Source organism: Leptospira alstonii serovar Sichuan str. 79601, from assembly GCF_000347175.1.
In the GTDB taxonomy this organism is placed as follows: domain Bacteria; phylum Spirochaetota; class Leptospiria; order Leptospirales; family Leptospiraceae; genus Leptospira; species Leptospira alstonii.
This window is the reverse complement of record NZ_ANIK01000071.1, coordinates 53,799-75,905: the sequence shown is the minus strand read 5'-3', so window position 1 is coordinate 75,905 and position 22,107 is coordinate 53,799. Positions and strand designations below refer to the sequence as shown.

The following is a 22,107-nucleotide window of genomic DNA, read 5'->3' as shown; positions in this document are numbered from 1 at the left end:
ATGAACATAAGACCTAAAATATTGATTGTGGACGATAAGCCTGAAAATTTGATCGCTCTGGAAGTCGTACTAAAGGATTTGGACGTGGAGTTGGTCAAAGCTTTGAGTGGAAACGACGCGCTGAAGGCGACTCTGCATCATGAGTTCGCTTTGGCTTTGCTGGATATACAAATGCCCGAGATGGACGGATACGAATTGGCAAGTATCATGAGGGAAGAGGACAAAACCGCACATTTACCTTTCATTTTTATTTCAGCGGTATATACGGATAATCTGAACGTGTTTAAGGGTTATGAAAAAGGGGCGTTTAGTTTTATCACGAAACCGTTTCAACCCGAAATTTTGATAGATAAGGTTCGATTTTTCGTGGATAAATATCTTCAGGATATCGCCTTACGCGAATTAAACGAAAGCCTTAGGCAGAAAAATCTGGAATTGGAATATTCAAACCGCGAGTTGGACGCATTTTGTTATTCCGTTTCTCACGATTTAAAAGCGCCTCTGCGGGGCATAAGGGGTTATACAAAGATATTAAATGAGGATTATAAAGAAAAATTGGACGAAGAAGGAGAACGTATCCTCGATTTGATCATCGATAGTTCCGCTAAGATGAGCAGTCTGATCGATAGTCTTCTGCTTTTATCCAAGTTGGGAAAAAAAGATATGAGGAAAAATCCGATCGATATGAATCAATTGGTCGGCATGGTTTTGAAAGAATTTCAAGGAGATCTGAAAGACAGAAAAGCGGATTTGGACGTGCAGGAGCTTCCGTCCGTTTCGGGTGACCCGGAATTGCTCAAACAAGTTTTGATCAATCTCATATCCAACGCGATTAAGTATTCCTCTAAGAAAGAAAATCCGAAGGTTGAAATCGGAGCTTTGGCGGACGAAAAGGAAATTACTTATTACGTAAAAGACAACGGCGCCGGTTTTAGTATGCAGTACGTAGGCAAACTTTTCGGAGTGTTTCAAAGACTACATGAAAACAGCGAGTTCGAAGGAATCGGAATCGGACTTGCGATCGTCCAAAGGATCGTCCTGCGCCACGGAGGCAGGGTATGGGCGGAGGGAGAATTGGAGCGGGGAGCCGTGTTTTATTTTGCATTACCAAGATGAGGAAATTTTCCTTTTGACTTAACATTTCGGATCGGAGTATAAAATGTACTAATTCCGTTTTAATTAAGTATTTTCCTAAGATCCACTTCCTTACAATTCGACACCTGAAGAAATTTTTGAAAAGTTCGATCTTTAGCGCGTTCATTCAGGAAGTTTTCAAAGATACCTTTAAATTCTACTATATAGTCCAACTCGTAAAATCGCCTTTCTATTCCCCGAGAAAAAGAAAAATCGCTTTTCCAGTTGATTCTTACCCTAACCGGTAAATTGGGTTTTAAGCGGGCTATTTGGAAGCGTCTTCTTTTAGGAACGCCGATATTTTTCCCGTTAAAATATAAATTTACTTCCTCCGGATTTATCTTCTCAAATTCAAAGATATCAAACTCGAATCTAATCACTTTCGAATAATTGAATGTAATTTCGTCCCTATCGTCGTAAAAACCATTCTCAGGAGCCTTCGCGGACGAATGATGATCTAAAATAACGAAAAACTCGGAATCCGAAAAGGACTTGTTGTTACTCAGATCCAAGCCGAAATAATGGATACATTGATTTTCTATCTTAGCAGTTGTGGACTCAAGACGATCCGGCCATATTATAATGGGTCTATTTTGAAAACCACGATCGCCTTTGGATAGTATCAGCCGACTTTTAAATATTTGGATTACTACTTTAGGCTTCAATTCCTTTGATTTTTCCATTGCTCTTCCCGTCCAGACCAAGTTGTTTTTACAATTCGATCAAAGGAACAATCATCTAACTTAGCAAATGTCTTATTTGTGAGAGGCATTTCATATCCCTTAAGTCCGGAATGAGCGGTAATATAATAAAATCCTTTATCTTAGCAGAGAGAATATTCGTCGAAAACGATATTAAAAATACGATTAAAATGATTCGGTGATTCATAAATTTAAACTTCAATGACGCCTAACGGAGCTGCGATTAGACTCCGTGCGCTTTAAAAACGATAAATTGATCGAAAGTTTCGGTTTTCCGGACGGTCATCAATTTTTGAAAATGGTTTCCGGTTAACCGAATGAATCCGAAATAATCAAGAAAACGACGAAACGTTCTAACCGAATAACATCCGTAGGGTACTGAAAATTGATTTGCTTCCGGATTGTCCAACAATTGAGGAAAAGCTTTAAAATATTTTTCAGAGTAAAAATCCGCATTCCTTTCCACATCGCCATATTTGTGAATTAAAAATAAACTGAATTTATAACCAATCTGTCCCGCTATTTTATTGGGGTATCCGTCGAAATAAGACCAATTAAACGTATTGGCGAATGTATCGAATATAAGTGGGAATATCCCGTTGGTTTTGTAGATATCCTTTCCTTTCGAAGTCAAGGACAAGGTTCCGTTTCTTTTTTTCAATATTCCGGACAGTTCGCAGAGAACTCTTGTCAAAACTATACAATTTGCATCCGTTTCTTTGGTTAGTTTCGTAAAACCATTTTCAATAAGTTCATCGACAAGTATTTTCTGAGAATACAATTCCTTAACCAGAGTCGGAGGCAGATTTCCGGCTTTCGTTAGTTTAACTTCGGTTTCGATTTGATTTAAAAAATAGCGAATTTGTTTTACCAAAGGGATTTCATTAACGGACTTATCGTTCGGATTTAATTTGTAAAAAGAGTTTTGTTCTTTCCCATAGAGAATATCGTGCATCCGCTTCGGCGATAAGCCTTCTAACTGCTCAAGGCCGGTATTATTGATTTCTTCAATAATTGAATTTAAATCTTTTTTCATTTTCGTAATATATAACATGCCTAACAAAACAAGAAATCGATGTTAGGCGAAGTTTTAGTTATGCTAAAATCCTCAAAGTTTTTTCTAAGTCGGTATGTTTAAATTTAAATCCCAATTCTAAAAACCTTTTCGGGATACAATTCCGTCCGGTCAAAGCCAAACTAGAGTCGGCTCTCATAATAAAAAATGCGCCTAATTTGACAAATAAAGTAGGCACCGGAGGCGACCAGGGCCTGCCAACCGCTTGTCTAAGAAATTTCATAAAAGTCCGGTTTTCCACGGGACCGGGTCCGGTTGCATTGAAAACTCCCGAAACTGTATTTTGAATGCAAAAATTGAACATCTCATTCATATCATCTATATGTATCCAGCTGATAAACTGTTTTCCATTTCCGACGGTTCCGCCAAGAAACCATTTAGCAAGTTGAGTGAGAGGTTCCAAAGCTCCTCCGTCTTTTCCCAAAACAAATCCGATTCTTAATATTACTTTTCTAGTTTTAGGCAATTGAATCTTGTTAAATTCGGCTTCCCAAATTTTACACACTTCAACCGAAAATCCCTCGCCGAGAGGAGATTCTTCAAAACATTCATTTCTGTTATTTCCAAAAATAGCTAAGGAAGCGCTTTGAATTAGGACTTCCGGCGGATGTTTTAATTTAAGAATGGCTTGGTCTAAAACCCTTACTGAATTTACTCTTGAATCGATAATTTCCTTTTTATTTTTTTCAGTATAAATACAATTAACGCTTTTTCCGGTGAAATTGACGATGGCAACGCTATTTTCCAACTCATTTATCCATTCGCCTATATTACAAGCATACCACTGGATATATTTTAGCCCTTCGGATTCGTGTGAATTCGATCGAGATAAAACGATTACATTATATCCAAGGTTTTTAAAGAAGAGTGCGGCGGATTTACCCAAGAATCCTGATCCGCCCGCTAGTATGATTTTCTTTTCCAATTTTATACATCCATAATGATTTTAACTCGTCGTCTTAACAAAGCGAAAAGCAGAAGTTAGGCGTCGTTGTCATTTGTAAAACAATTCGTGTAGACCGTTTTATATTTTTCTATATTTTTTAAATTAGCAAATCGTTTCCGCTTTGCATTAAAATATTTATCCGTCTCGCCGCCTCTGATAAAAATAAATCTATATTTTTAATCAATTTCATTCTGTCTTCGGTTTTTTGATGCGATAAATCGCCGTACATAAAAAAGGGAAGTGTTTACTTCCCTTTTTTACGGAACTTAACTTTATTTTATTCTAATATTCAACTTTTTGAAGAAATAATTCTTCCTTTTTCATCTTTAAGGCTTTAGAAGCCATATTTTTAAAATCTTCCGGCGGCTCTAAAAGCCCGAGTTCCACCTTAGAAAGAAAAGGAGTGGAGACCTTTAGTTTTTTAGCCATATCGTATTGTTTAATTCCCAATTCCCTACGTTTTGCCCAGAGTCTGTTGGTAAGCCCTTCCGTAAATTCAGGATATACCTCCTCAACGGGTTGCTCGTTAAACAATTTTTCAAGAGTGGTTTTCAAATATTTTACGCAGGATTGTTTGAACTTCTCGGTCGGATCCTGACTGCCGGTTTCGATCTTTGAAAGGTAACTTGGAGAAACTCCGAGCGCTCTCGCCATATCGTATTGTTTTATACCCCGTTTTTTACGGAGCATGTAGATGTGGTTTTTCATTCAATTCCCCTCTCGATCGACAAGGGTATTTTGATTAAACGTAAATTCAAGAAAAAATTTCCAACACATCTTAACAAGATTATGAATTCATTAATCAGTAAGCCGAAAGGGTTATGATAAATAAGCAGAATAAAAGACGAAAGTAATGGAATGCTAAGACGGTTATTTTCTTACGTTATGAAAAACGAATGAAACGAAATAATGAATTCAATTTTCTGAATATGTTTGCGGGAATTTTTTTAGGCTCTGGATCGTTTGTCTTGCAAAGAAAGTATTTGAGGAATGTCTCAAGATCTCGTTTTCATCCGGACGATCTGCGGTTGCCGGGCGCCTAACACGGCTTTATCGAACTCGCGTTCAATATATAACTAAAAAACCCTGGCTTTTTATTAGCCGGGGTTTTAATAATTCTTAGATTTGTCCGGGTTTTAAACTTTCGGACGCGATTTTAAATTCGTTTTCGGACTTCAATTTTGCCAAGTAGTCTTGAAAGATGGACTGCTTTTTGGATTCGACTAACTCTTGTTTGATTCTGTCCCTTACTTTACCGAAATCTTCCGGAACTCTTTCGTTTGGGTTTGTGGAAGAGGGTTTGGAATAAGCGTAGAGTTTTCCGGCTTCATAAGTATCTCTGATTTCCTTTTCGGAAATATTTACATCCGAATCGATGGAACGATTGCGGATCAGCATAAAAAGAACGGATCTTCCGAGCAAGGGAAGAGTTTTCTTAAATTCTTTCGTATCTTTGAGAGATTGAACTTCTTTGGATTCCGAAGAAATTCGGATCGGAAGATAGATTTGAGTGTAAAACGAAAGTTGATCGTTTTTTTCCTCTTCCGGAGAAGTTTTGCGTTTTTGAAGGATCGGAGCGATTTTATTGAATTCCACAAGAAGATCCTTAAAGGAGAATTTCGCTCCGCTTCCGTCTTCAAAAAGAATCGTATCGGATTTTAAACCCTTGATAAAGTCGGGAGTTAAGTCTACGATTTTTAAACCGCTTTTGGCTTTGAGGCCGTCCATTTCCTTCTTCCACGCTTCTTTTAAAAAACGGTTTCCGTAGTGTTCGGCGGTTTGATTCGCTCTTTCGTTTACGACTAAGTCGGAATAAAATTTCGCCGCGTTTTTTTCCTCTTCCGTAATTCCTTCTTTGGAAACGTTTTTTAAAGCGAGAGACTTCAGCCTATCCAATTCGTTTTGAAAAAATTTATCGATCTTCTTCGGATAAATCTTTTCGATCTTTTCCACTCTGAGAATATAATAATTTCCTTGTGCTTCTTTGAGAATGAACTCTCCTTTTTTATCGGAGGCTTCCTTAAGAATCGCGGTAAACGGATCGTCCCCACAATTGATACAATGCGGTTCCAGTCTTCCTCCGATCGCTTTTCTTTGCGTTTCATCCGTGTTTTTTGAGATGAACTCCGCGATTTCCCGATCGGATTTAATTCCTTGGATTTGTTGGAGAAGGGAATTGGCCTTTGTGGACGCATCGGTTCCCGCTTTTACAAAAAGAATTCTCCCGAAGGCGAACTGAAGCATTCCCGAGCTGAGCAGTTTTTCGGAAAATTGTTTTCTATAATCGTTGAATAGGACCTGAGGTTCGACGAAACCCATGATTCTCGCGTATTCGTCTTTCGTGACTACGTTCGTGTTGCTATTATTGGCTTCGGCGATTTTTTGAATTCCGATTTCTTCCACGATCTTCGCTTGAGTTGCGATCGAAGCGCTGTTCGGATCGGGTTCTATGCCGCGGAGTTTGTAATACGCTCTCAGTTCTTCGCGTGTTACGGTTCCGGATTTAAAGGAAGCGAGTACGTCCGAGTCCCTGCTGCAGTTGATCGCAAAGGTTACGAATAGGGAAAGAATGGTTAGAGATAGAGTTTTTTGTTTCATGAAATTGTGTCTTTTAAGTCTTAGTATTTGTGAATTGTCTTTCGAGTTGTTTGAGGTTTGGGATCCGGGATTTCCACGGAGATTTCCCGAGTTAGGTTTTTTTCTCGGGAACTGTATAAGTTTTTCATCTCGACGGGGGAAGATTTTCCGGAGTTTTTCACGAGCCCGATTTTACCGGGTTCTTCTTTGATTTTTAAAGAGAGAATTTCGACCTTCCCGGATTCTAAATTCGTCATTTCCTTTCTGATGGAATCTTTTAGAATTTCCGAATAGTCCCGATCCGAGGAAATTCTTTCCTGAATTTTTCCCAATTCGAGTATGTCTCGGTCCACTTCTTCAATCTTTCGAAAAAGATGCGCTACCTTTACCTTCATACCTTAATCCCAACGTTGATCTTTTTGGATTCTATGTCCGTTTGCAAGAATGAAAATAAATGGAAGTAGGAAAAATTCAGAACTCCTTGGGAAGGTTGCACGAACAAGATACAAAGGACGAGAAAAACGAAGAAGAAAGTTTTGAAGCGGTTTTTTTCGGTACGCAAATGCAAAAATCCTAAAACACAGGTCAAAATCCCGGACTTGATAAGATAGAAAAAGCCGATTTTGTTCCAGAAATGGAAGTCCCACTGAACCTTAAATCCAGCAATCAAAAGAAATAAGAAGAGAAATCCTTTTTGGAATAGAGTTTCATCTTTTAAAAATCCGGTTTCCGAACCGAGTCCTATTTTTTGAAAATCGTCCTTGTCTCTCTTTAAGAAGAGAATTCCGCAGCAGTGAACGCACAAGAGATCGAGAAGATCGCCGGGTGTGGAACCGTCCAAACCGCCGATTGCGAGAAAAATCAAGGTCAAAACCGAAAGCGGAAGTACAAGACCGTCGACTTTGTTTGAGATCCCTTGTTTACGATAGAATATTACGGCAAGACTTAAGACGACGGCGCCCGGAGATAAAAAGGAATAAGACCTTAAAATCAAAAATAGAACGGATAAGAATAGAAAAACCATTTGTCTTAGGGAATAAACGCTTATAGATTGTCTTTCCGAGCATTATGATCCTAAACGAAATCATTATTTCTACGGAAAAAATCGACAACGTTCAGATTATGAAACTTCAGGGTTCCATCAACTCATTTACTGAAAAAAAATTCAGGGACCAGCTTTCGGTTTCGATCCGTTCCGGTCCCGTGATTTTGGATCTGGAAGAAGTCAGTTTGATTTCTTCCCGGGGAATTCAATCTTTGAAAGAAATGAATCAATTGAGTTTTACTTCTCGTAACAAATTGGTCTTGATTCATCCGACCGAATCGGTTCGGAATGCGATCAAAATGGCCGCGCTCAACGGACTTTTTTTAATCGCTCCGGATGAGGAATCCGCCCTGAAAATGACGATGAAAAATAGGTAGGATATAAGTGACAAGTTTCAACTACGCGCGTAAATTCTGGCATCTTCTCGGGTTGACGGTTCCTATCTGTTACTACTTGGACGTTTTTCAAGGCGCATTCGGACTTTTGAATGCGACCCGCGCGGTCGTTTCCGCCTCTTTGGTGTTTTGTCTCGGAATTATTTTATTATTCGAATATCTTCGTTTTCGGTATTCCGCTTTTCAAAAATTCTTTTTATCGATCCTAGGAATTTTGATGAAGGAGGAGGAAAAGACGAGATTGAACGGTACCGTTCCTTATTTTCTTTCCTGTACGTTCGTAGTGTTTTTGTTTCCTCCGGAAATTTCCATTCTTTCCATGCTTTTTTTAGTGATCGGAGATCCGACCGCGGCTTGGGTCGGTACGTTTTACGGTAGGCGCAGATTTTCCAACGGCAAGTCGGTGGAAGGGATCGTCGCTTTCATCGTAGCCAGCGCGATCGTAGGTTTTGCTTTTATTTATCTTTCCGAAACTTCCGGTAAGAGAAGTTTTTTGAAAACCGAGGATTTTGTATTTTATAATAATCTAATTTTCTTAATTCCTGCGATTTTGATTTCCGCGGTTACGGAACTTTATTGCGGGACGTACTGGAACGGGATCGTGGACGATAATCTTTTGATTCCCGCGGTTTCCGCTCTCGTTTTGGGTTTTACCGCCTGGTTGTTTTTGGGAGTGGAACCTTCCTTCATTTTCCTAAATCCGGCGGAGTTGTTTTTAAAGATCTGAACCTAGTAAACGCTCGTAAAGAACGTCAGAACCCTAGATCGACCGATAACCCCAACCCCACAATTACTTGGATCTTAAGGTAAATCTGTCGGAATTACGACAAATCCTCCGTGAAACGTACGCCCTGCAACGCGCCCCTTAGGAAGCGTTGCATTGAGTTTCCAGGGGCGCAATTCAGGGAAGAAACTCTATTTCGTTCTCTACGGATCGCGAAATAGGAGGCGGGAGGGCTCGGGAGATTTTTCTCTATCAGAAAATCATACTTTTTGCAAGTACAAAGTCTCACTCTTGTCGGAGCTTTCACGGAAATTGTTACAACAGGTTGTAAAGTCCTAATCCCTAGTTCCTAACCACTCGCCACTTGAAACGTGCCTTTTTGATCCTTCTAATTTCAAAATCCTTCTCAACTTTGTGGGGTTGGTTATGAAATCGACCGAATTGGAAAAAATCCAAGTTCTCGCGCAAAAACGGCGAAAGTATTTTGCTTTCCAGAGTAGGCCCGCGGCGAAAATCATCTGAAGTGTAACCCTCATGAGTGATAAGCAGCAATACATCCGTAACTTTTCCATCATCGCCCATATCGATCACGGAAAATCCACTTTGGCAGACAGACTTTTGGAGATCGGTCACGTCACAAACGATCGAACCAAAAAGGATCAGATCTTGGATTCCATGGACATAGAAAGAGAAAGAGGAATTACGATTAAGGCCAATAACGCAACCTTTGATTATCTCGCCGCCGACGGCCATACATACACGATGAACCTGCTCGATACGCCGGGCCACGTGGATTTTACATACGAAGTTTCCCGATCTCTCAAAGCGTGTGAAGGCGTTCTGTTGATCGTGGACGCAAGTCAGGGAGTGGAAGCTCAGACTCTTGCGAACCTCTATCTCGCGATGGAACAGGATTTGGAAATCCTTCCGGTCATGAATAAGATCGATCTTCCCGCTGCCGACATTGAAAAAACGAAAATTCAAATCGAAGAAAGTTTGGGCCTGGATGCGGAAAAGGCCGTTGCGATTTCCGCAAAAACCGGACTGAACGTAAAGGAAGTTCTCGAACAGATCACGAAACAAATTTCCCCGCCTAAAGGAGATTCGAAAGGACCTCTCAAAGCGTTGATCTATGATTCTTATTTCGATCCTTATATGGGAGTTGTGATCAAGATCCGAGTTTTTGACGGAAGTATCAAAAAGGGAGATCGTTTTCTCATTATGAGTACGGGAAAGGATTTCACCGTAAACGAAGTCGGAATCAACCGAATCACATTGACTCCGACCGAAGGTCTCGGAGCCGGAGAAGTCGGGTATCTTATCGCGGGAATCAAAAAAGTTTCCGACGCAAAGACGGGGGACACGATCACTTTATTTTCCAATCCTACGAAAGAATCGATTCCCGGTTACAAAGAAGCAAAACCGATGGTTTTCTCCGGACTTTATCCGATCAACGGAGAACAATTCGACGAACTCGTGGACGCGATCGAAAAACTGAAACTGAACGACGCCGCTCTTGTGTTTGAAAAAGAAAGTTCGATGGCGCTGGGATTCGGATTTCGTGTGGGTTATCTCGGACTTCTTCACATGGAAATCGTTCAGGAAAGATTGGAACGCGAATTCAATCTGGATCTGATCACGACGGCGCCTTCGGTAAAATACATCATTCGTAAAAAGAACGGCGAGGTAGAAGAGGTCGATAATCCGTCTCGTTTTCCGGATCCGATCGCAATGGAATCCACGGAAGAACCGTATGTAAAAGCCACCATCATTACTCCGAACGAATACGTGGGCAATATCATGGCCCTCGCGATGGACAAACGCGGGATCGGGTTGGATACGGTCTATCTCACTCAGGACAAGTCAATTGACTTACGAACTTCCTCTTGCGGAACTTATATTCGAATTTTATGATAAACTTAAGTCTTTTACGAGAGGTTATGCTTCCTTGGACTACGAACCATCCGGTTATAAGGTTTCGCAGCTCGTCAAGATGGATATTTTGGTCAACGGAGAACCCGTGGATGCTCTTTCTATGATTGTCCACAGAACCAAGGCGGAACAAAGAGGTCGTGAAATTATTGAAAAACTGAAAGATCTGATTCCAAGACATCAGTTTATGATTCCGATCCAAGCCGCCGTCGGAGGAAAAATTCTCGCACGGGAAAGTATCTCCGCGCTTCGTAAAAATGTGACCGCTAAGTGTTACGGCGGGGATATTACGCGTAAGAAGAAACTCTTAGAGAAACAGAAAGAAGGGAAGAAACGGATGAAACAAATCGGGAACGTGGAAATTCCTCAAGAAGCATTCTTGGCGGTTTTAAAAACGAGCAACTAGAGTTTTTAAAACGCGGTAACTCTGTGCTTTGTTTTGTAAATAGTCAAAATCGTTTCTAAGATTGTTCGTAAAATACGATCTTTTCGTTTACGTCCGGAACGTGGTTTTCAAATCTAAAAGCTTGAAAAAATTGTAGAAGACATCGCAAAAACCTATGTGATCGTTTTGTTTCGTCTTTAAAATCCGATTTTTCAAATCGTTTTTAACAGTAAGGTTGTTTTGTTCCAATCTTTGAAATTCGGTTTCTCAAATTGTTTCCGCCTATGTACTTAGAGCTTGTCCCAAAACCTGAAAGGAAATTTGCAGTAGTTCCCACAAATTAAGTCGCATTCGGCGTTTTCGAGCAATTCTAATCGTTCCATTTTCGTAGGAGTTCCTACATTGGACGGTTTTGGGACAAGCTCTTGCGATTTTCATTTCATTGTTTGAAAGATTGATGATTTGTTTTCCGATTTTGATTCTGTTTTCTTAATAATTGATTTTAGAATTTTCATTTTAAAAAAGAATCATCGGATAGAATGGATGCGATGAAACCAAAAAACGCCTGATGACCGTTTCATTCCGATTTTTAAAGATCATTTCTCAAGTTCTCGTTTGTGCGAAACTTTAAGGACACGATCTCCATTATTTTCGGTATTTGCTTTGAAGGGTTATTTAAGGATTTTTTAAGTTTAAAATATCATTCTAAACTGGAATCTTGGATAAACCGAATGGACGCGGTCAAGAAAAGCGCTGGAGCGTTTTGAAACTTCGACGTTTTACTCTAACTCAACTTTTTTCCATTGAAAGACTTAAAAACTCAACTTCTAACGGATCTTAATCGGACAAAAATCCAGCCGATCGTTTTCAATTCTCAAGCTGAACTTTCCATGGTTCGAGACGATCGTCTCGCCTTCGGAATGGGAACCAAGTTCCGAAAGTTTTTAGGAATTCATTTTGCATTAGAAAAAAGAAATATTCTAAATGTGATTTTGCAAGGAGAGTCGCACAGCAACGCATTAGCCGCCTTTGCATTTTTATTTCAAAACTTCGGGTATCACGTTCATACGTTTTGTTACTCGAGGGATCGGAATCGAAGTAGCGCCAATTCCATTTTTGTAAAAAGAAATTCTTATTCCATCCAAGAATATGATTCCAGATCGAAATGGAAGAATGCAATCGAACGGATATCGATCGATGCCAAACCGGAAACAACGAGTTCGCAAAGGTTTCTCAAAGTGAAAACGACGCATTCGGATGTGGAAGGAGTTTTGATTCCCGAATACGGACTGAGCCGCGCGGCGCTGGACGGTTTGGATTCTCTTTGGAAACAAATTCCCGTCGAAAAATACGATCGTCTCGTTTTGGACATCGGGTCCGGCGCGAGTTGGCTTGGGGCGAATCGTTTTTTTCAGAATCGTATCGAGGTTGTCGGCGTTTCTGTCGGCCTACCAAAAAAGAAAATGGTCGATTGGTTGCGTAAAAAGAGCGACTCTTTAAATTTAAAAACGATGATCATCGATGAAAATCAAATTTTAGAATCGACCATCGGAGGTGGATTTGGCTCAAGGAATATGCAAATTTTAGAATATTGTAAGTCGTTTTATGAAAAGTATAAAATTCCGATCGAACCGATCTATTCCGGAAAATCTTTATATACGATTCAAAACAAGATGGATCGTGGAGAACTTACAGGAAGAACCTTGTACATCCATCAAGGCGGTCTCTGGAATTTTTTGGATGTTTTAATCGCGCGGCAAGAAGAATTGTAAGAATCGAATTGTGTCTATCACTTTCGATGTTGAAGCGAGAAACTGCGTACATTCCTGCTTTAGAAGGAATTTCAAATCCTTTTTTAAGTAAAGTATAATCATTGAATTCGTTAGTTGGAATCAATATTGCCGATTCTTTCTATATCAAAATGCAACTTCGAAAGGATCTTGTTTCGTTTTGATCGGTATTAAACAAACGGTTCAAAAGCAGTCGTAATTCTGGATTATAGAAATTCATCTAAATGTGAATTCAAAAAACACATCTTCAAAATCGATTTTAATCTAAATAATCGGAAATCAATCTTTGAATCACTTTCAAATTTCTTTAAATACGGCCTTGCTCCTTCTCCTTTCATTCTGAGAAGACTTTCCGCAGCCGCTTCTTTCAGTTCTTCTTTAGAATGCAGATATTCGGAAAGAATGGGAAATAGTTTTGTCGATTTAAAACTGGAAAGAATTCTTAGGACTTGTTCTTGGATTTCCGTTACATCGGTATTTAAAAAACGAAGCAGAGGTTCAAAATCGTCGATTCGATGATGAAAGCTGAGTAGATCGCTTATGGATTGTAAGATGGAAAGTTTATCCGATATGTTTTGCGCCTGATTGAATTTTGAAATCAAAGAATAGTATTTGTTTTCTTTAAGTTTATTTCCGAAGGGCCAACCTTTGGGTATACAAGCGGGGCAAAGACATCTCGGTTTTTTACGCGCCTCCGGAGAATATCTCCATCCGATCGTTTGTGGAAGATTTTTGATTTTTACGATTTCTTTTCGTGCGACTTTTCGCGGTAAAATAACCTGAAAGCCGAATGGATCCTCAATCGACCCTAACGTTTGAAAAGATTCGACTGCGGAAGACGATAAAAGTTCTTCATTGTATTTCCCCGACCAAACGAGTTCCGAATCTGCAATTCGAAAATAAACTCCGATCACGGGACCGTTTGAAAATCTTTTGATTTCTCTCAACCATTGATGTGTGATCGAAAAATCCGGAATTACGGGCATACAAAAAATCCCTCTACGAATATTTTCATAATGAACCGGAGAAGTTTTGATACCCGACCTAAGGATCCGGTTTTTATTTTGTAAGGAAGTTAAATGTAAAAAGATGCTCATTTGTTTTTCTTACGTAGAATTTGCGTTAAAAAATGTTTTTGAAATTTTTTTCTTTTCCAAGACTTCGGCCAATATTTTGCCAAAGAACGTTGGACATCAATAAGATCGTTTTTTCGGAAAATAATCCATTTTGGTTCAATGTTCGAAGGAGAGAGGATTTTATTTTATAGATTAGAATATTTTGATATAGCATCCGTCCGAAAATATCGAGAAAATCTCTTTCGAAAAGAATATTACTGATCTCTACATAATAGATTCTCCTGAATTTTGAAACGAACCCCCGATTTAAAGGCAAGATTCCGAAAACTGTATTATGTAGTTCTTGAGTAGTATGAATCCGTCCGATTAAAAAAGCCGCCTTGTTGAGGGGCGGCTTTTTTACATTCTTCTCTTTGAAAAAAGAATTTTAAGAAAGAATATAATCCCGGTTTAACGTACGGATAAAATCTCTCTTGATCGACTTTGGACAAACCGCCTCGCACTCGTATTGGTTTGTGCAATTTCCGAAACCTTCCGCGTCCATCGCGTTGATCATTTTTTTCACGCGTTCTTTTTGTTCCACTTTTCCTTGTGGTAAAAGACCGAGGTGAGTGATCTTTGCAGAAACGAAAAGCATCGCGCTTGCATTCTTACAAGACGCGACACAGGCTCCGCATCCGATACAAGTCGCCGCATCCATAGAAATGTCCGCGTCTACTTTAGGAATCGGTAATGCGTTTGCGTCGGGCGCTCCTCCGGTGTTTACGCTGATAAAACCACCGGACTGGATGATTCGATCAAACGCGCTTCGATCCACGACTAAATCCTTGATCACGGGGAAAGCCTTTGCCCTCCAAGGTTCCACGTAAACGGTGTCACCGTCTTTGAAGGAGCGCATATGAAGCTGACAAGAAGTAACCCCTTGGTGAGGTCCGTGCGCTTGTCCGTTGATCATCAGGTTACAAGAACCGCAGATCCCTTCCCGACAGTCGTGTTCGAACGCGATCGGATCGTCGCCCTTTGTGATGATCTCTTCGTTGACCACATCCAACATCTCTAAGAAAGACATGTTTGGGGAAATATCTTTCGCGTCGTAGTCTACGATCTTTCCCTTTTTTTCTCCGCTTTTTTGTCTCCAGACTTTGAGTTTCAGATCCATTATTTATAACTCCTTGTAGCGAGGTGAACGTTTTCGAATTCCAGTTTTTCCCTGTGTTCGGTTGGTTTTTTACCGATCCCGTTGAATTCCCAAGCGGTCGCGTGACAGAATTTATCGTCGTTCCGTTTCGCTTCCCCTTCTTCTTGGTATTCTTCTCGGAAGTGCCCCCCGCAGGATTCTTCTCTTGTGAGAGCGTCGAGACAAAGAAGTTCTCCGAATTCTAAAAAGTCTGCGACTCTTCCCGCTTTTTCAAGAGACTGATTGAGTTCGGCTCCGCTTCCCGGAACGTTTACGTTTTGCCAGAATTCTTCTCGGATCTTAGGAATTTCGGCTAACGCTTCTTTCAGACCTTTGTCGTTACGCGCCATGCCGCACTTGTCCCACATCAGTTTTCCGAGTTGTCTATGAAAAGAATCCACGGTTCTTTTTCCTTTGATGGAAAGAAATTTTTTCGTAGTTTCTTCCGCGTCGTTCAAAGCTTTTTTTGCTTCGGGATGATCTTCGCTCGGACGGGAACCGAATCCCGCTCCCGCGAGATAGTTTCCGATCGTGTAAGGAAGAATGAAATATCCATCCGCAAGTCCTTGCATGAGCGCCGAAGCTCCGAGTCGGTTTGCTCCGTGATCGGAGAAGTTGGCTTCGCCGATTACGAAAAGACCCGGAAGGTTGCTCATCAGATTGTAATCCACCCAAAGTCCGCCCATCGTATAGTGGACCGCGGGATAAATTCTCATCGGTTGTTTGTATGGATTCTCACCGGTGATTTGTTCATACATCTGAAATAGGTTTTCGTAACGATCGCGGATTTTAGGTTCTCCGAGTCTGCGGATTGAATCCGCAAAATCCAGATACACACCCTGACCGGATTCTCCCACGCCGAGTCCCGCGTCGCAGGCTTCTTTGGCTGCGCGGGAGGCGATGTCTCTCGGAGAAAGGTTTCCGTAACTTGGATACTTTCTTTCCAAGTAATAATCTCTTTCCCCTTCGGGGATATCCGCAGCGTTGCGTTTATCCCCTTTATTTTTGGGAACCCAGATTCTTCCGTCGTTTCTGAGAGACTCGGACATCAGAGTCAGTTTGGACTGATGATCTCCTGAAACCGGAATACAAGTCGGGTGAATTTGCGTATAACAAGGGTTAGCGAAGAACGCTCCTTTTTTGTGAGCCTTCCAAGTCGCGGTTACGTTACAACCTTTTGCGTTTGTAGAAAGGAAGAATACGTTTCCGTATCCGCCGGTTCCCAGCACGACCGCGTCCGCCATGTGAGTGGAAAGTTTTCCAGTGACTAAGTCACGAACCACGATTCCTTTTGCGTGACCGTCTACGACGATCAGTTCGACCATCTCGGTTCTAGGATACATTTTTACTGCGCCGAGTCCGATCTGACGAGAAAGAGCGGAGTAAGCTCCTAAAAGAAGCTGTTGTCCGGTTTGACCTTTTGCGTAGAAGGTTCTGGAGACTTGCGCCCCACCGAAGGAACGGTTTGCCAAGTGACCGCCGTATTCTCTCGCGAAAGGAACCCCTTGAGCCACACACTGATCGATGATGTTTGCCGAAACTTCCGCAAGACGATGCACGTTAGCCTCTCTTGCACGAAAGTCCCCGCCTTTAACCGTGTCATAGAACAATCTGTGAACCGAGTCACCGTCGTTTTGATAGTTCTTCGCCGCGTTGATCCCGCCCTGAGCCGCGATACTGTGAGCTCTACGAGGGCTGTCTTGAAAGCAGAATGTTTTTACGTTGTAGCCGAGTTCTGCGAGAGTCGCGGAAGCGGAAGCTCCCGCGAGACCGGAACCTACTACGATGATATTAAATTTTCTTTTATTAGCAGGGTTTACTAATTTAATATCGGCTTTGTGGTTGGACCATTTTTTCTCAATCGGTCCGTCTGGAATTTTAGAATCTAAACTCATGAAAGTTTCTCCAAAGAATTACGGATGAACGTATCCCAGCCAAATCGAAAGCGGGATAGAAGTGTTTCCAACGAAAATGAACAGAGCAAAAAGAATCGCTCCCGCCTTGATCTTTCCACTTAAGAAAGGTGTGGAGAGTCCCAACGTCTGAAAAACGCTCGCGACGCCGTGACTGATATGAGACGCGAGTAAGAACATCGCGAAGATGTAAGAACCGGCGACGATCGGATTTTGAAAGCCGAGAACAACCATCGTATAGACGTCGTGTCTTCCTTTGGAATCGGTCATGGCAAACTGATCCGGATTGGTGACGCCTAACGTAAAGTGGAGAAGGTGATAGACTATAAAGGAAAAAATTAAAAGTCCAGTCAGAGCCATGGTTCTGGAAGCGAGAGTCGCCTGAACCGTGTTATTCTTTGCGTAAGGAACAGGGCGAGCCTGTTTGTTTTCAATCGAAAGGGTTATCGCGTAATAAACGTGAATGATAAAGCTAACGATCAGAATGACTCTGGCTACCCAGAGAAGGGGTTCAATATCCCTAAGCGATTGGCCGTATGCGTTGATTTTTTCTTGTCCTAGGAAGATCTGAAGATTTCCCAGCATATGAACAACCACAAAGCCGAAATAAACAAGTCCGGTTACTGCCACGAGAGTTTTTCTCCCGACGGAAGACCGGAGATATCCAGCCTTAAAATCCATTTCATTTTCTCCTGTTTGTTTGGTGGAAAGAATTCATCGAAAATTTTGAATGAACAAAAAAAGATGGGCTTAAAAAAAACCTAACTTTCTAAAATGAAAGTAAAAAAGCGAGCTACGACGAAAAGCATTTTTATTGGAAAGGGAAAAAATTGATACTGGATCGAAAGTTATTAAGATTCTTTCTCAATTAGAAGTCGTATTCTCGGAAATCATCCGTTCGAGAATTTTGTGCGTCGCGTAACGAAACCTTTGTGTAAAGACCCGAGGATAAAAACAATGATTCCATTTGATCCGTTCCAAGCGCTCTATCAAAAAGACAAATTGAAAGGCATTTCCGATTTGCAAGCCACCAAAGAATATACGGAACATTCACCCCTTTCCAAAAAATATCCGGACAAAGACAAGACTTTGAATCCGTATTTTCAGTTTCGAGGAAGAACTCTTTCTCGAATCGCGTTCGGATGTTATAGAGTCGGACTCGAATCGGTGGAACACGAAAAGGCGTTGGAACTCTCCTTGGCGCAAGGATTCAACGTGATCGATACTTCTTCCAATTATGGAAACGGAGAAAGCGAAAGTTTAGTCGGAAAGGTTCTCCAAAAGAAAATAGAAACGGGAACATGGAAACGAGAAGGCGTATTCATCGTCACGAAGGCCGGATACATACAAGGAAGAAATCTTGAAATCGTTTCCGAACTAGAAAAAGCCAACAAAGAATTTCCGGAGATCACGTATTATTCCGAAGGATGTTATCACTGCATTCATCCGGAATTTTTAGAAGATCAATTGGAGCGTTCTCTCAAACGATTGGGTTTGGATTCGGTGGATGTATTTCTTTTGCACAACCCGGAATACTTTTTGATGGACCGAGAGAAGCATAACGTTTCCCAAGAAAAAGCGACCGAACAATATTACGAAAGAATTAAGACCGCTTTCCGATTTTTGGAACAAAAAAGAAAAGAAAAAAAGATTCTCTACTACGGAATTTCATCCAATACGTTTCCGGAAAATCCGGAAAAATATACGGCGACTTCGCTTATCAAAATACTACAAATCGCAAAAGAAATTCAAAACGAACTGGACTTAAAAGAATCCGGTTTTGCGGTTGTTCAATTTCCCGGAAACCTTTTGGAAAGAGGATTTCTCGAACCTAAGTTTCAAGGAAAGACTCTCGTTGAACTCATCCATGAAAACAAACTTTTACCCTTGATCAATCGACCTCTGAATGCGATTTCAAACACGGGAAACATCCAAAGACTTGTCTACGATCCTTCCAAACAAAACGAAGAAGTAATCAAACTTCTCAGAGAGGAATTGAATACGATTTATGAAAGAGAGGAACATTTGCTTGCGATCCTTCCTCTCGATTCGATCAAACATACTTTTCGAACGGTTACGGAACCGTACTTGGATTCGTTTCAAAATCAGGATCACCTGAATTTATTTTTGGAAAGAACGGCGGTTCCGATCATACAACAACTTATCTCGCAAGTCGAAAAAGTGGGCGGCGTGGAAAAACAATCCGAATATATCGAATTCTTAAACAAAGCCCTTCCGATTTTGGAACGATACGTGTTTCAAAAAAACATTCGGAACCGAAGCGAACTCTATGAGAAAATTCTAAAGTATTATCCGCAGTATCAAGGATGGAATCTTTCGGGAATCGCGCTTCACTTGCTGCATTCCGCGCTTTGGGAAGGAACGGTTCTACTCGGAATGAGAAGGGAAAAATATGTACAAGACGCGATTCTTTCCTTTGCGGCTCCTTTGACTCGAATTCAAGCTCAGGATTGGAAACGTTTTGAAGTTTGATCCGGAAATTATCGCGCTTTTCGAACACATCACTTCGACGAACGATCCCGAACTTACGATCGACTTCGCTTATTCCAATGCAGAAAGACTTTTCCATGAAGGGAAATATTTCGAAGCGCACGAGGTTTTGGAGTTTCAGTGGAAGAAGGATTTCGGACCCAGAAAAATCTTCCTTCAGGGATTGATCCAACTCTCGGTTTCCTTACACAAGATTTACGTAAAGCCGAACGGACGCGGTTCCCGGATGCAGGCTGAAAAGGCGAAGGAAAAATTGGAATTGTTACTACATTCTTCAGCGTTAAACGGATTTGGGAAAAAAGTAACGTTAGATCTGCTTGCCGATCTGGACGGAATTTTAGCCCTTTACGACGGGGACGAACTTCATCCCGAGAGAGTTTCTGCTTTCAGAATTCCTCGCATTCCGAAAGACTGGCGGGAATTATTTAGGGGATAATATGAGCGAAATTGAAAGCGGTTTTTTTCAATCCGGCGGGTACAATCTTTCCTACAAGATTCATAAAAACGGAATGGAGAATGGTATTCTTCTCTTTCACGGATTTCAGGACGCTTCGGATACGTTTCTCTATCAGTTCCCGTTCTTATCTAAACATTTCAATATATATCGATTTGATTATAGAGGTCACGGAGATTCCGATTGGCTTCGGGAAGGAAACTATCACTTTATCCAAACGCTTGTGGACGTGAAGACGTTTATCTCCAAATTTCTTCCGGAAAAATTTCATATCCTAGGACATTCGATGGGAGGAGGAATCGGGGCTCGTTTTGCGGGACTTTATCCGGAAAGGATTCAGAGTGTGGTTTGTCTGGAAGGATTCATGTCGATTCAATCTCCCGAGTTTGAAAGAAAACGTCTGAAGGCTTGGTTGGATACGCTCGAGAACAACGAGGTCGGAACCAAGGAAAAAAAGAATAAAAGTTTTTCGAGTGTCGACGAACTGACTCTCCGCCTAAAGCCCGTATATCCCCGTTTGGATTTGGAAAAGGTGCGGGATTTGGCGACTTATCTTTCCAAAAGAACGGATTCCGGTTATCAATGGAAAAACGATCCGTTGTATAAGAGGGGTTTTCCCTTTGTTTTTTCTCCGTACTTAACCCGTCATCTCTGGGAATGTATTTCTTCTCCGACTCTGATCGTTTACGGAAAAGAAACCCATTTGGTACCGGAAAATCGGGAAGAGATTCTTTCTCATTTTAAACATCTTGAATATATCGAGATGGAAAACGCGGGACACAACATGCACCACGACCGGCCCGAAGAATTGGAAAGATTGTTAAACGAATTCTATTCCAAACACGGATTTATTTCAAAAACATAAAATGTTTAAGGCAAGGAGAATCGAATGAATCCGATAAAAACGCCTAAAACGATTTGCAAATTAGTAAGAATATCATAGACAACATTATACCGAGCCGAATACAAAAAATTATTGATAACAGGAATTGCGATCCGTTAACGTCTTCGGGAAAGAATTCCCCTCGTTTTTAAGCGGAAATCCTAAGAATTCTTTTGTAAAATTCCGATGGATTTTTTTTTGAAAAATAGAACCACTTTCCCACTCCGATTGATTTTTATCTCTTTTATTTTCCTTTCCCTGCCTCTTTGGAGCGCTCAGACGATCCTTCTAAAAAACGGAACTTCCGTCAAAGGAGACGTCACCGGCCAGAACGAAAATAACATTACGGTTCGTTTGGAGGACGGAAGCGTTCAGACGTTTTCTAAAAAAGGCATTCTCAAAGTGATTTACAAAGATATAAACGAAGAGGAAGCAAAACGTATTCGTCAGGAAGAAGAGACAAAAATTCGAGAGGCCAAAACGGCTGAGGAAAAAAAACAAATCCAGGAAAAGTCGATTTTTACCCAATCGGAAGGCAAGGGTTTGGGACAAAAAAACCGTTGGAGTCTTGTTTGGAGATCGGCCGTCCTTCCCGGTTGGGGACATTACAAAGCGGATCGAAAAAAAACGGGGATCGCCTACGGTGCTCTTTTTTGGGGAAGTTTATTTCTTACAATGACCGCCGCAAAGAATGTGAAAAATACAAAATCGGAATACGAAAACGTCTCCGCGGCTGTACAATTATTACCTTCCGATCAAATTCCTGCGCTGAGACAATGGATCGTGAGCGGGAAACGTTCCGAATATAAGAAATCAATTGACGACTATGAAAAGGTGGCGACCGGAACCGTTCTGATTTATTTGATCCAATTGGCAAATTCTTATTTTACGGGTATCATCTGGGAGAAAGAGGAGATTGCAGTTACTCCTACGGGTGCGATTCTCCAAAAAGGAATCCAATTGGATTCCATGAGAGAATCCAACGTTTTCAATTCCGGATCCGGCTCGCTCGGTTGGAGAGCGGAAGTTCGATACAATTGGTTTTTTTAGGGAATTTTTATAAGACGGTATTATTCTATTCTAATGTTATTGGTGCTTCTGAATTGTTATAAGTTCGAGGAAAGTCTTTTCGATCCGTGGGAATTTTGAGTTTAATTCGGGTATTACTTTCCTTCCTCCAACGGTTATACGAATTTTATGTTCAATCGATATTCCGCTTTTCATAAAACGAATTCGAACACGTATATTTCTTAGGTTCGAAGAAATTTCGGTTCTTCTCGGACAACCCGGAACCGTCACTGCGTTCGGTTTGCCGAACGAAAGCGATATCTCTTTGAGATTAATTCCTGCGAATTTTATATCTAAATTTCGACTTCTATCTAGAATATT

18 protein-coding genes and 3 pseudogenes are annotated in these 22,107 nt (G+C 41.0%); 10 read left to right on the top strand and 11 right to left on the bottom strand.

Going from position 1 to position 22,107, the window contains the following annotated elements:
* On the top strand, positions 1-1,116 hold the full coding sequence (locus LEP1GSC194_RS14690) for a sensor histidine kinase (protein WP_020774377.1): 1,116 nt from the start codon (positions 1-3) through the stop codon (positions 1,114-1,116).
* Positions 1,117-1,175: 59 nt separating this feature from the next.
* Here the strand turns inward: LEP1GSC194_RS14690 and LEP1GSC194_RS14685 are convergent, their stop codons facing one another.
* The 7 genes from LEP1GSC194_RS14685 to LEP1GSC194_RS14655 all read right to left on the bottom strand — a co-directional run bounded on the left by LEP1GSC194_RS14685 (position 1,176) and on the right by LEP1GSC194_RS14655 (position 7,457).
* Positions 1,176-1,799: a hypothetical protein gene (locus tag LEP1GSC194_RS14685; protein ID WP_036043178.1), complete on the bottom strand. Its 624-nt coding sequence runs from the start codon at positions 1,797-1,799 to the stop codon at positions 1,176-1,178.
* A gap of 259 nt (positions 1,800-2,058) precedes the next feature.
* Positions 2,059-2,790 carry a hypothetical protein gene (locus tag LEP1GSC194_RS14680; protein ID WP_231384534.1) on the bottom strand — a complete coding sequence of 244 codons (732 nt, stop codon included), beginning with the start codon at positions 2,788-2,790 and terminating at the stop codon, positions 2,059-2,061.
* A 139-nt stretch (positions 2,791-2,929) separates the two neighbouring features.
* Positions 2,930-3,835 (bottom strand): TIGR01777 family oxidoreductase, encoded by a 906-nt coding sequence (locus LEP1GSC194_RS14675; RefSeq protein ID WP_020774345.1) that lies wholly within the window; start codon positions 3,833-3,835, stop codon positions 2,930-2,932.
* A gap of 303 nt (positions 3,836-4,138) precedes the next feature.
* Entirely contained in the window at positions 4,139-4,546 is a 408-nt protein-coding gene (locus tag LEP1GSC194_RS14670; protein ID WP_020774351.1) for a helix-turn-helix domain-containing protein, read from the bottom strand.
* Between the two features lie 429 nt (positions 4,547-4,975).
* A complete protein-coding gene (locus LEP1GSC194_RS14665; RefSeq protein ID WP_020774358.1) occupies positions 4,976-6,454 on the bottom strand; it encodes an LIC12015 family putative lipoprotein in 1,479 nt (492 codons plus the stop codon).
* Between the two features lie 20 nt (positions 6,455-6,474).
* The gene (locus LEP1GSC194_RS14660; RefSeq protein WP_017808292.1) at positions 6,475-6,828 is read right to left on the bottom strand and encodes a hypothetical protein; all 354 of its coding nucleotides are present in this window, start codon (positions 6,826-6,828) and stop codon (positions 6,475-6,477) included.
* Entirely contained in the window at positions 6,825-7,457 is a 633-nt protein-coding gene (locus LEP1GSC194_RS14655) for a hypothetical protein (protein ID WP_020774376.1), read from the bottom strand. The genes LEP1GSC194_RS14660 and LEP1GSC194_RS14655 overlap by 4 nt, the downstream gene beginning before the upstream one ends.
* Before the next feature lie 44 nt (positions 7,458-7,501).
* On the opposite strand from LEP1GSC194_RS14655, the gene LEP1GSC194_RS14650 reads away from it, so the two are divergent.
* From LEP1GSC194_RS14650 to LEP1GSC194_RS14630, 4 genes and pseudogenes are all read left to right on the top strand, one after another.
* Entirely contained in the window at positions 7,502-7,855 is a 354-nt protein-coding gene (locus tag LEP1GSC194_RS14650) for an STAS domain-containing protein (protein ID WP_020774333.1), read from the top strand.
* A gap of 7 nt (positions 7,856-7,862) precedes the next feature.
* Positions 7,863-8,600 (top strand): diacylglycerol/polyprenol kinase family protein, encoded by a 738-nt coding sequence (locus LEP1GSC194_RS14645; RefSeq protein WP_017808943.1) that lies wholly within the window; start codon positions 7,863-7,865, stop codon positions 8,598-8,600.
* A 531-nt stretch (positions 8,601-9,131) separates the two neighbouring features.
* Positions 9,132-10,935, top strand: a pseudogene (gene lepA, locus LEP1GSC194_RS14635) (translation elongation factor 4).
* A gap of 830 nt (positions 10,936-11,765) precedes the next feature.
* A complete protein-coding gene (locus tag LEP1GSC194_RS14630) occupies positions 11,766-12,686 on the top strand; it encodes a 1-aminocyclopropane-1-carboxylate deaminase (RefSeq protein ID WP_231384537.1) in 921 nt (306 codons plus the stop codon).
* A gap of 389 nt (positions 12,687-13,075) precedes the next feature.
* Here LEP1GSC194_RS14630 and LEP1GSC194_RS14625 read toward each other — a convergent pair.
* From LEP1GSC194_RS14625 to LEP1GSC194_RS14605, 4 genes and pseudogenes are all read right to left on the bottom strand, one after another.
* A pseudogene (locus LEP1GSC194_RS14625) lies at positions 13,076-13,801 on the bottom strand (HEAT repeat domain-containing protein); the annotation flags it as partial.
* A gap of 406 nt (positions 13,802-14,207) precedes the next feature.
* On the bottom strand, positions 14,208-14,939 hold the full coding sequence (locus LEP1GSC194_RS14615) for a succinate dehydrogenase/fumarate reductase iron-sulfur subunit (protein WP_020774265.1): 732 nt from the start codon (positions 14,937-14,939) through the stop codon (positions 14,208-14,210).
* Positions 14,939-16,852, bottom strand: coding sequence for a fumarate reductase/succinate dehydrogenase flavoprotein subunit (locus LEP1GSC194_RS14610; protein ID WP_020774313.1), 1,914 nt, complete (start codon positions 16,850-16,852; stop codon positions 14,939-14,941). The genes LEP1GSC194_RS14615 and LEP1GSC194_RS14610 overlap by 1 nt, the downstream gene beginning before the upstream one ends.
* 18 nt (positions 16,853-16,870) lie before the next feature.
* Positions 16,871-17,551, bottom strand: coding sequence for a succinate:quinone oxidoreductase (locus LEP1GSC194_RS14605; protein WP_036043153.1), 681 nt, complete (start codon positions 17,549-17,551; stop codon positions 16,871-16,873).
* Positions 17,552-17,827: 276 nt separating this feature from the next.
* Here LEP1GSC194_RS14605 and LEP1GSC194_RS14600 point away from each other — a divergent pair, with 276 nt between their 5' ends.
* The 5 genes and pseudogenes from LEP1GSC194_RS14600 to LEP1GSC194_RS23655 form a co-directional block, all read left to right on the top strand.
* Complete coding sequence (locus tag LEP1GSC194_RS14600; RefSeq protein WP_020774388.1) at positions 17,828-19,363, top strand: aldo/keto reductase; 1,536 nt, start codon at positions 17,828-17,830, stop codon at positions 19,361-19,363.
* Positions 19,353-19,817: a DUF309 domain-containing protein gene (locus tag LEP1GSC194_RS14595; protein WP_020774320.1), complete on the top strand. Its 465-nt coding sequence runs from the start codon at positions 19,353-19,355 to the stop codon at positions 19,815-19,817. Before LEP1GSC194_RS14600 ends, LEP1GSC194_RS14595 begins: the two co-directional genes overlap by 11 nt.
* A 1-nt stretch (position 19,818) precedes the next feature.
* Complete coding sequence (locus LEP1GSC194_RS14590; protein ID WP_020774391.1) at positions 19,819-20,700, top strand: alpha/beta fold hydrolase; 882 nt, start codon at positions 19,819-19,821, stop codon at positions 20,698-20,700.
* A gap of 204 nt (positions 20,701-20,904) precedes the next feature.
* A complete protein-coding gene (locus LEP1GSC194_RS14585; protein WP_020774390.1) occupies positions 20,905-21,768 on the top strand; it encodes an LA_0442/LA_0875 N-terminal domain-containing protein in 864 nt (287 codons plus the stop codon).
* Positions 21,769-21,777: 9 nt separating this feature from the next.
* A pseudogene (locus LEP1GSC194_RS23655) lies at positions 21,778-21,969 on the top strand (LIC11996 family lipoprotein); the annotation flags it as partial.
* Positions 21,970-22,107: the final 138 nt, after the last annotated feature.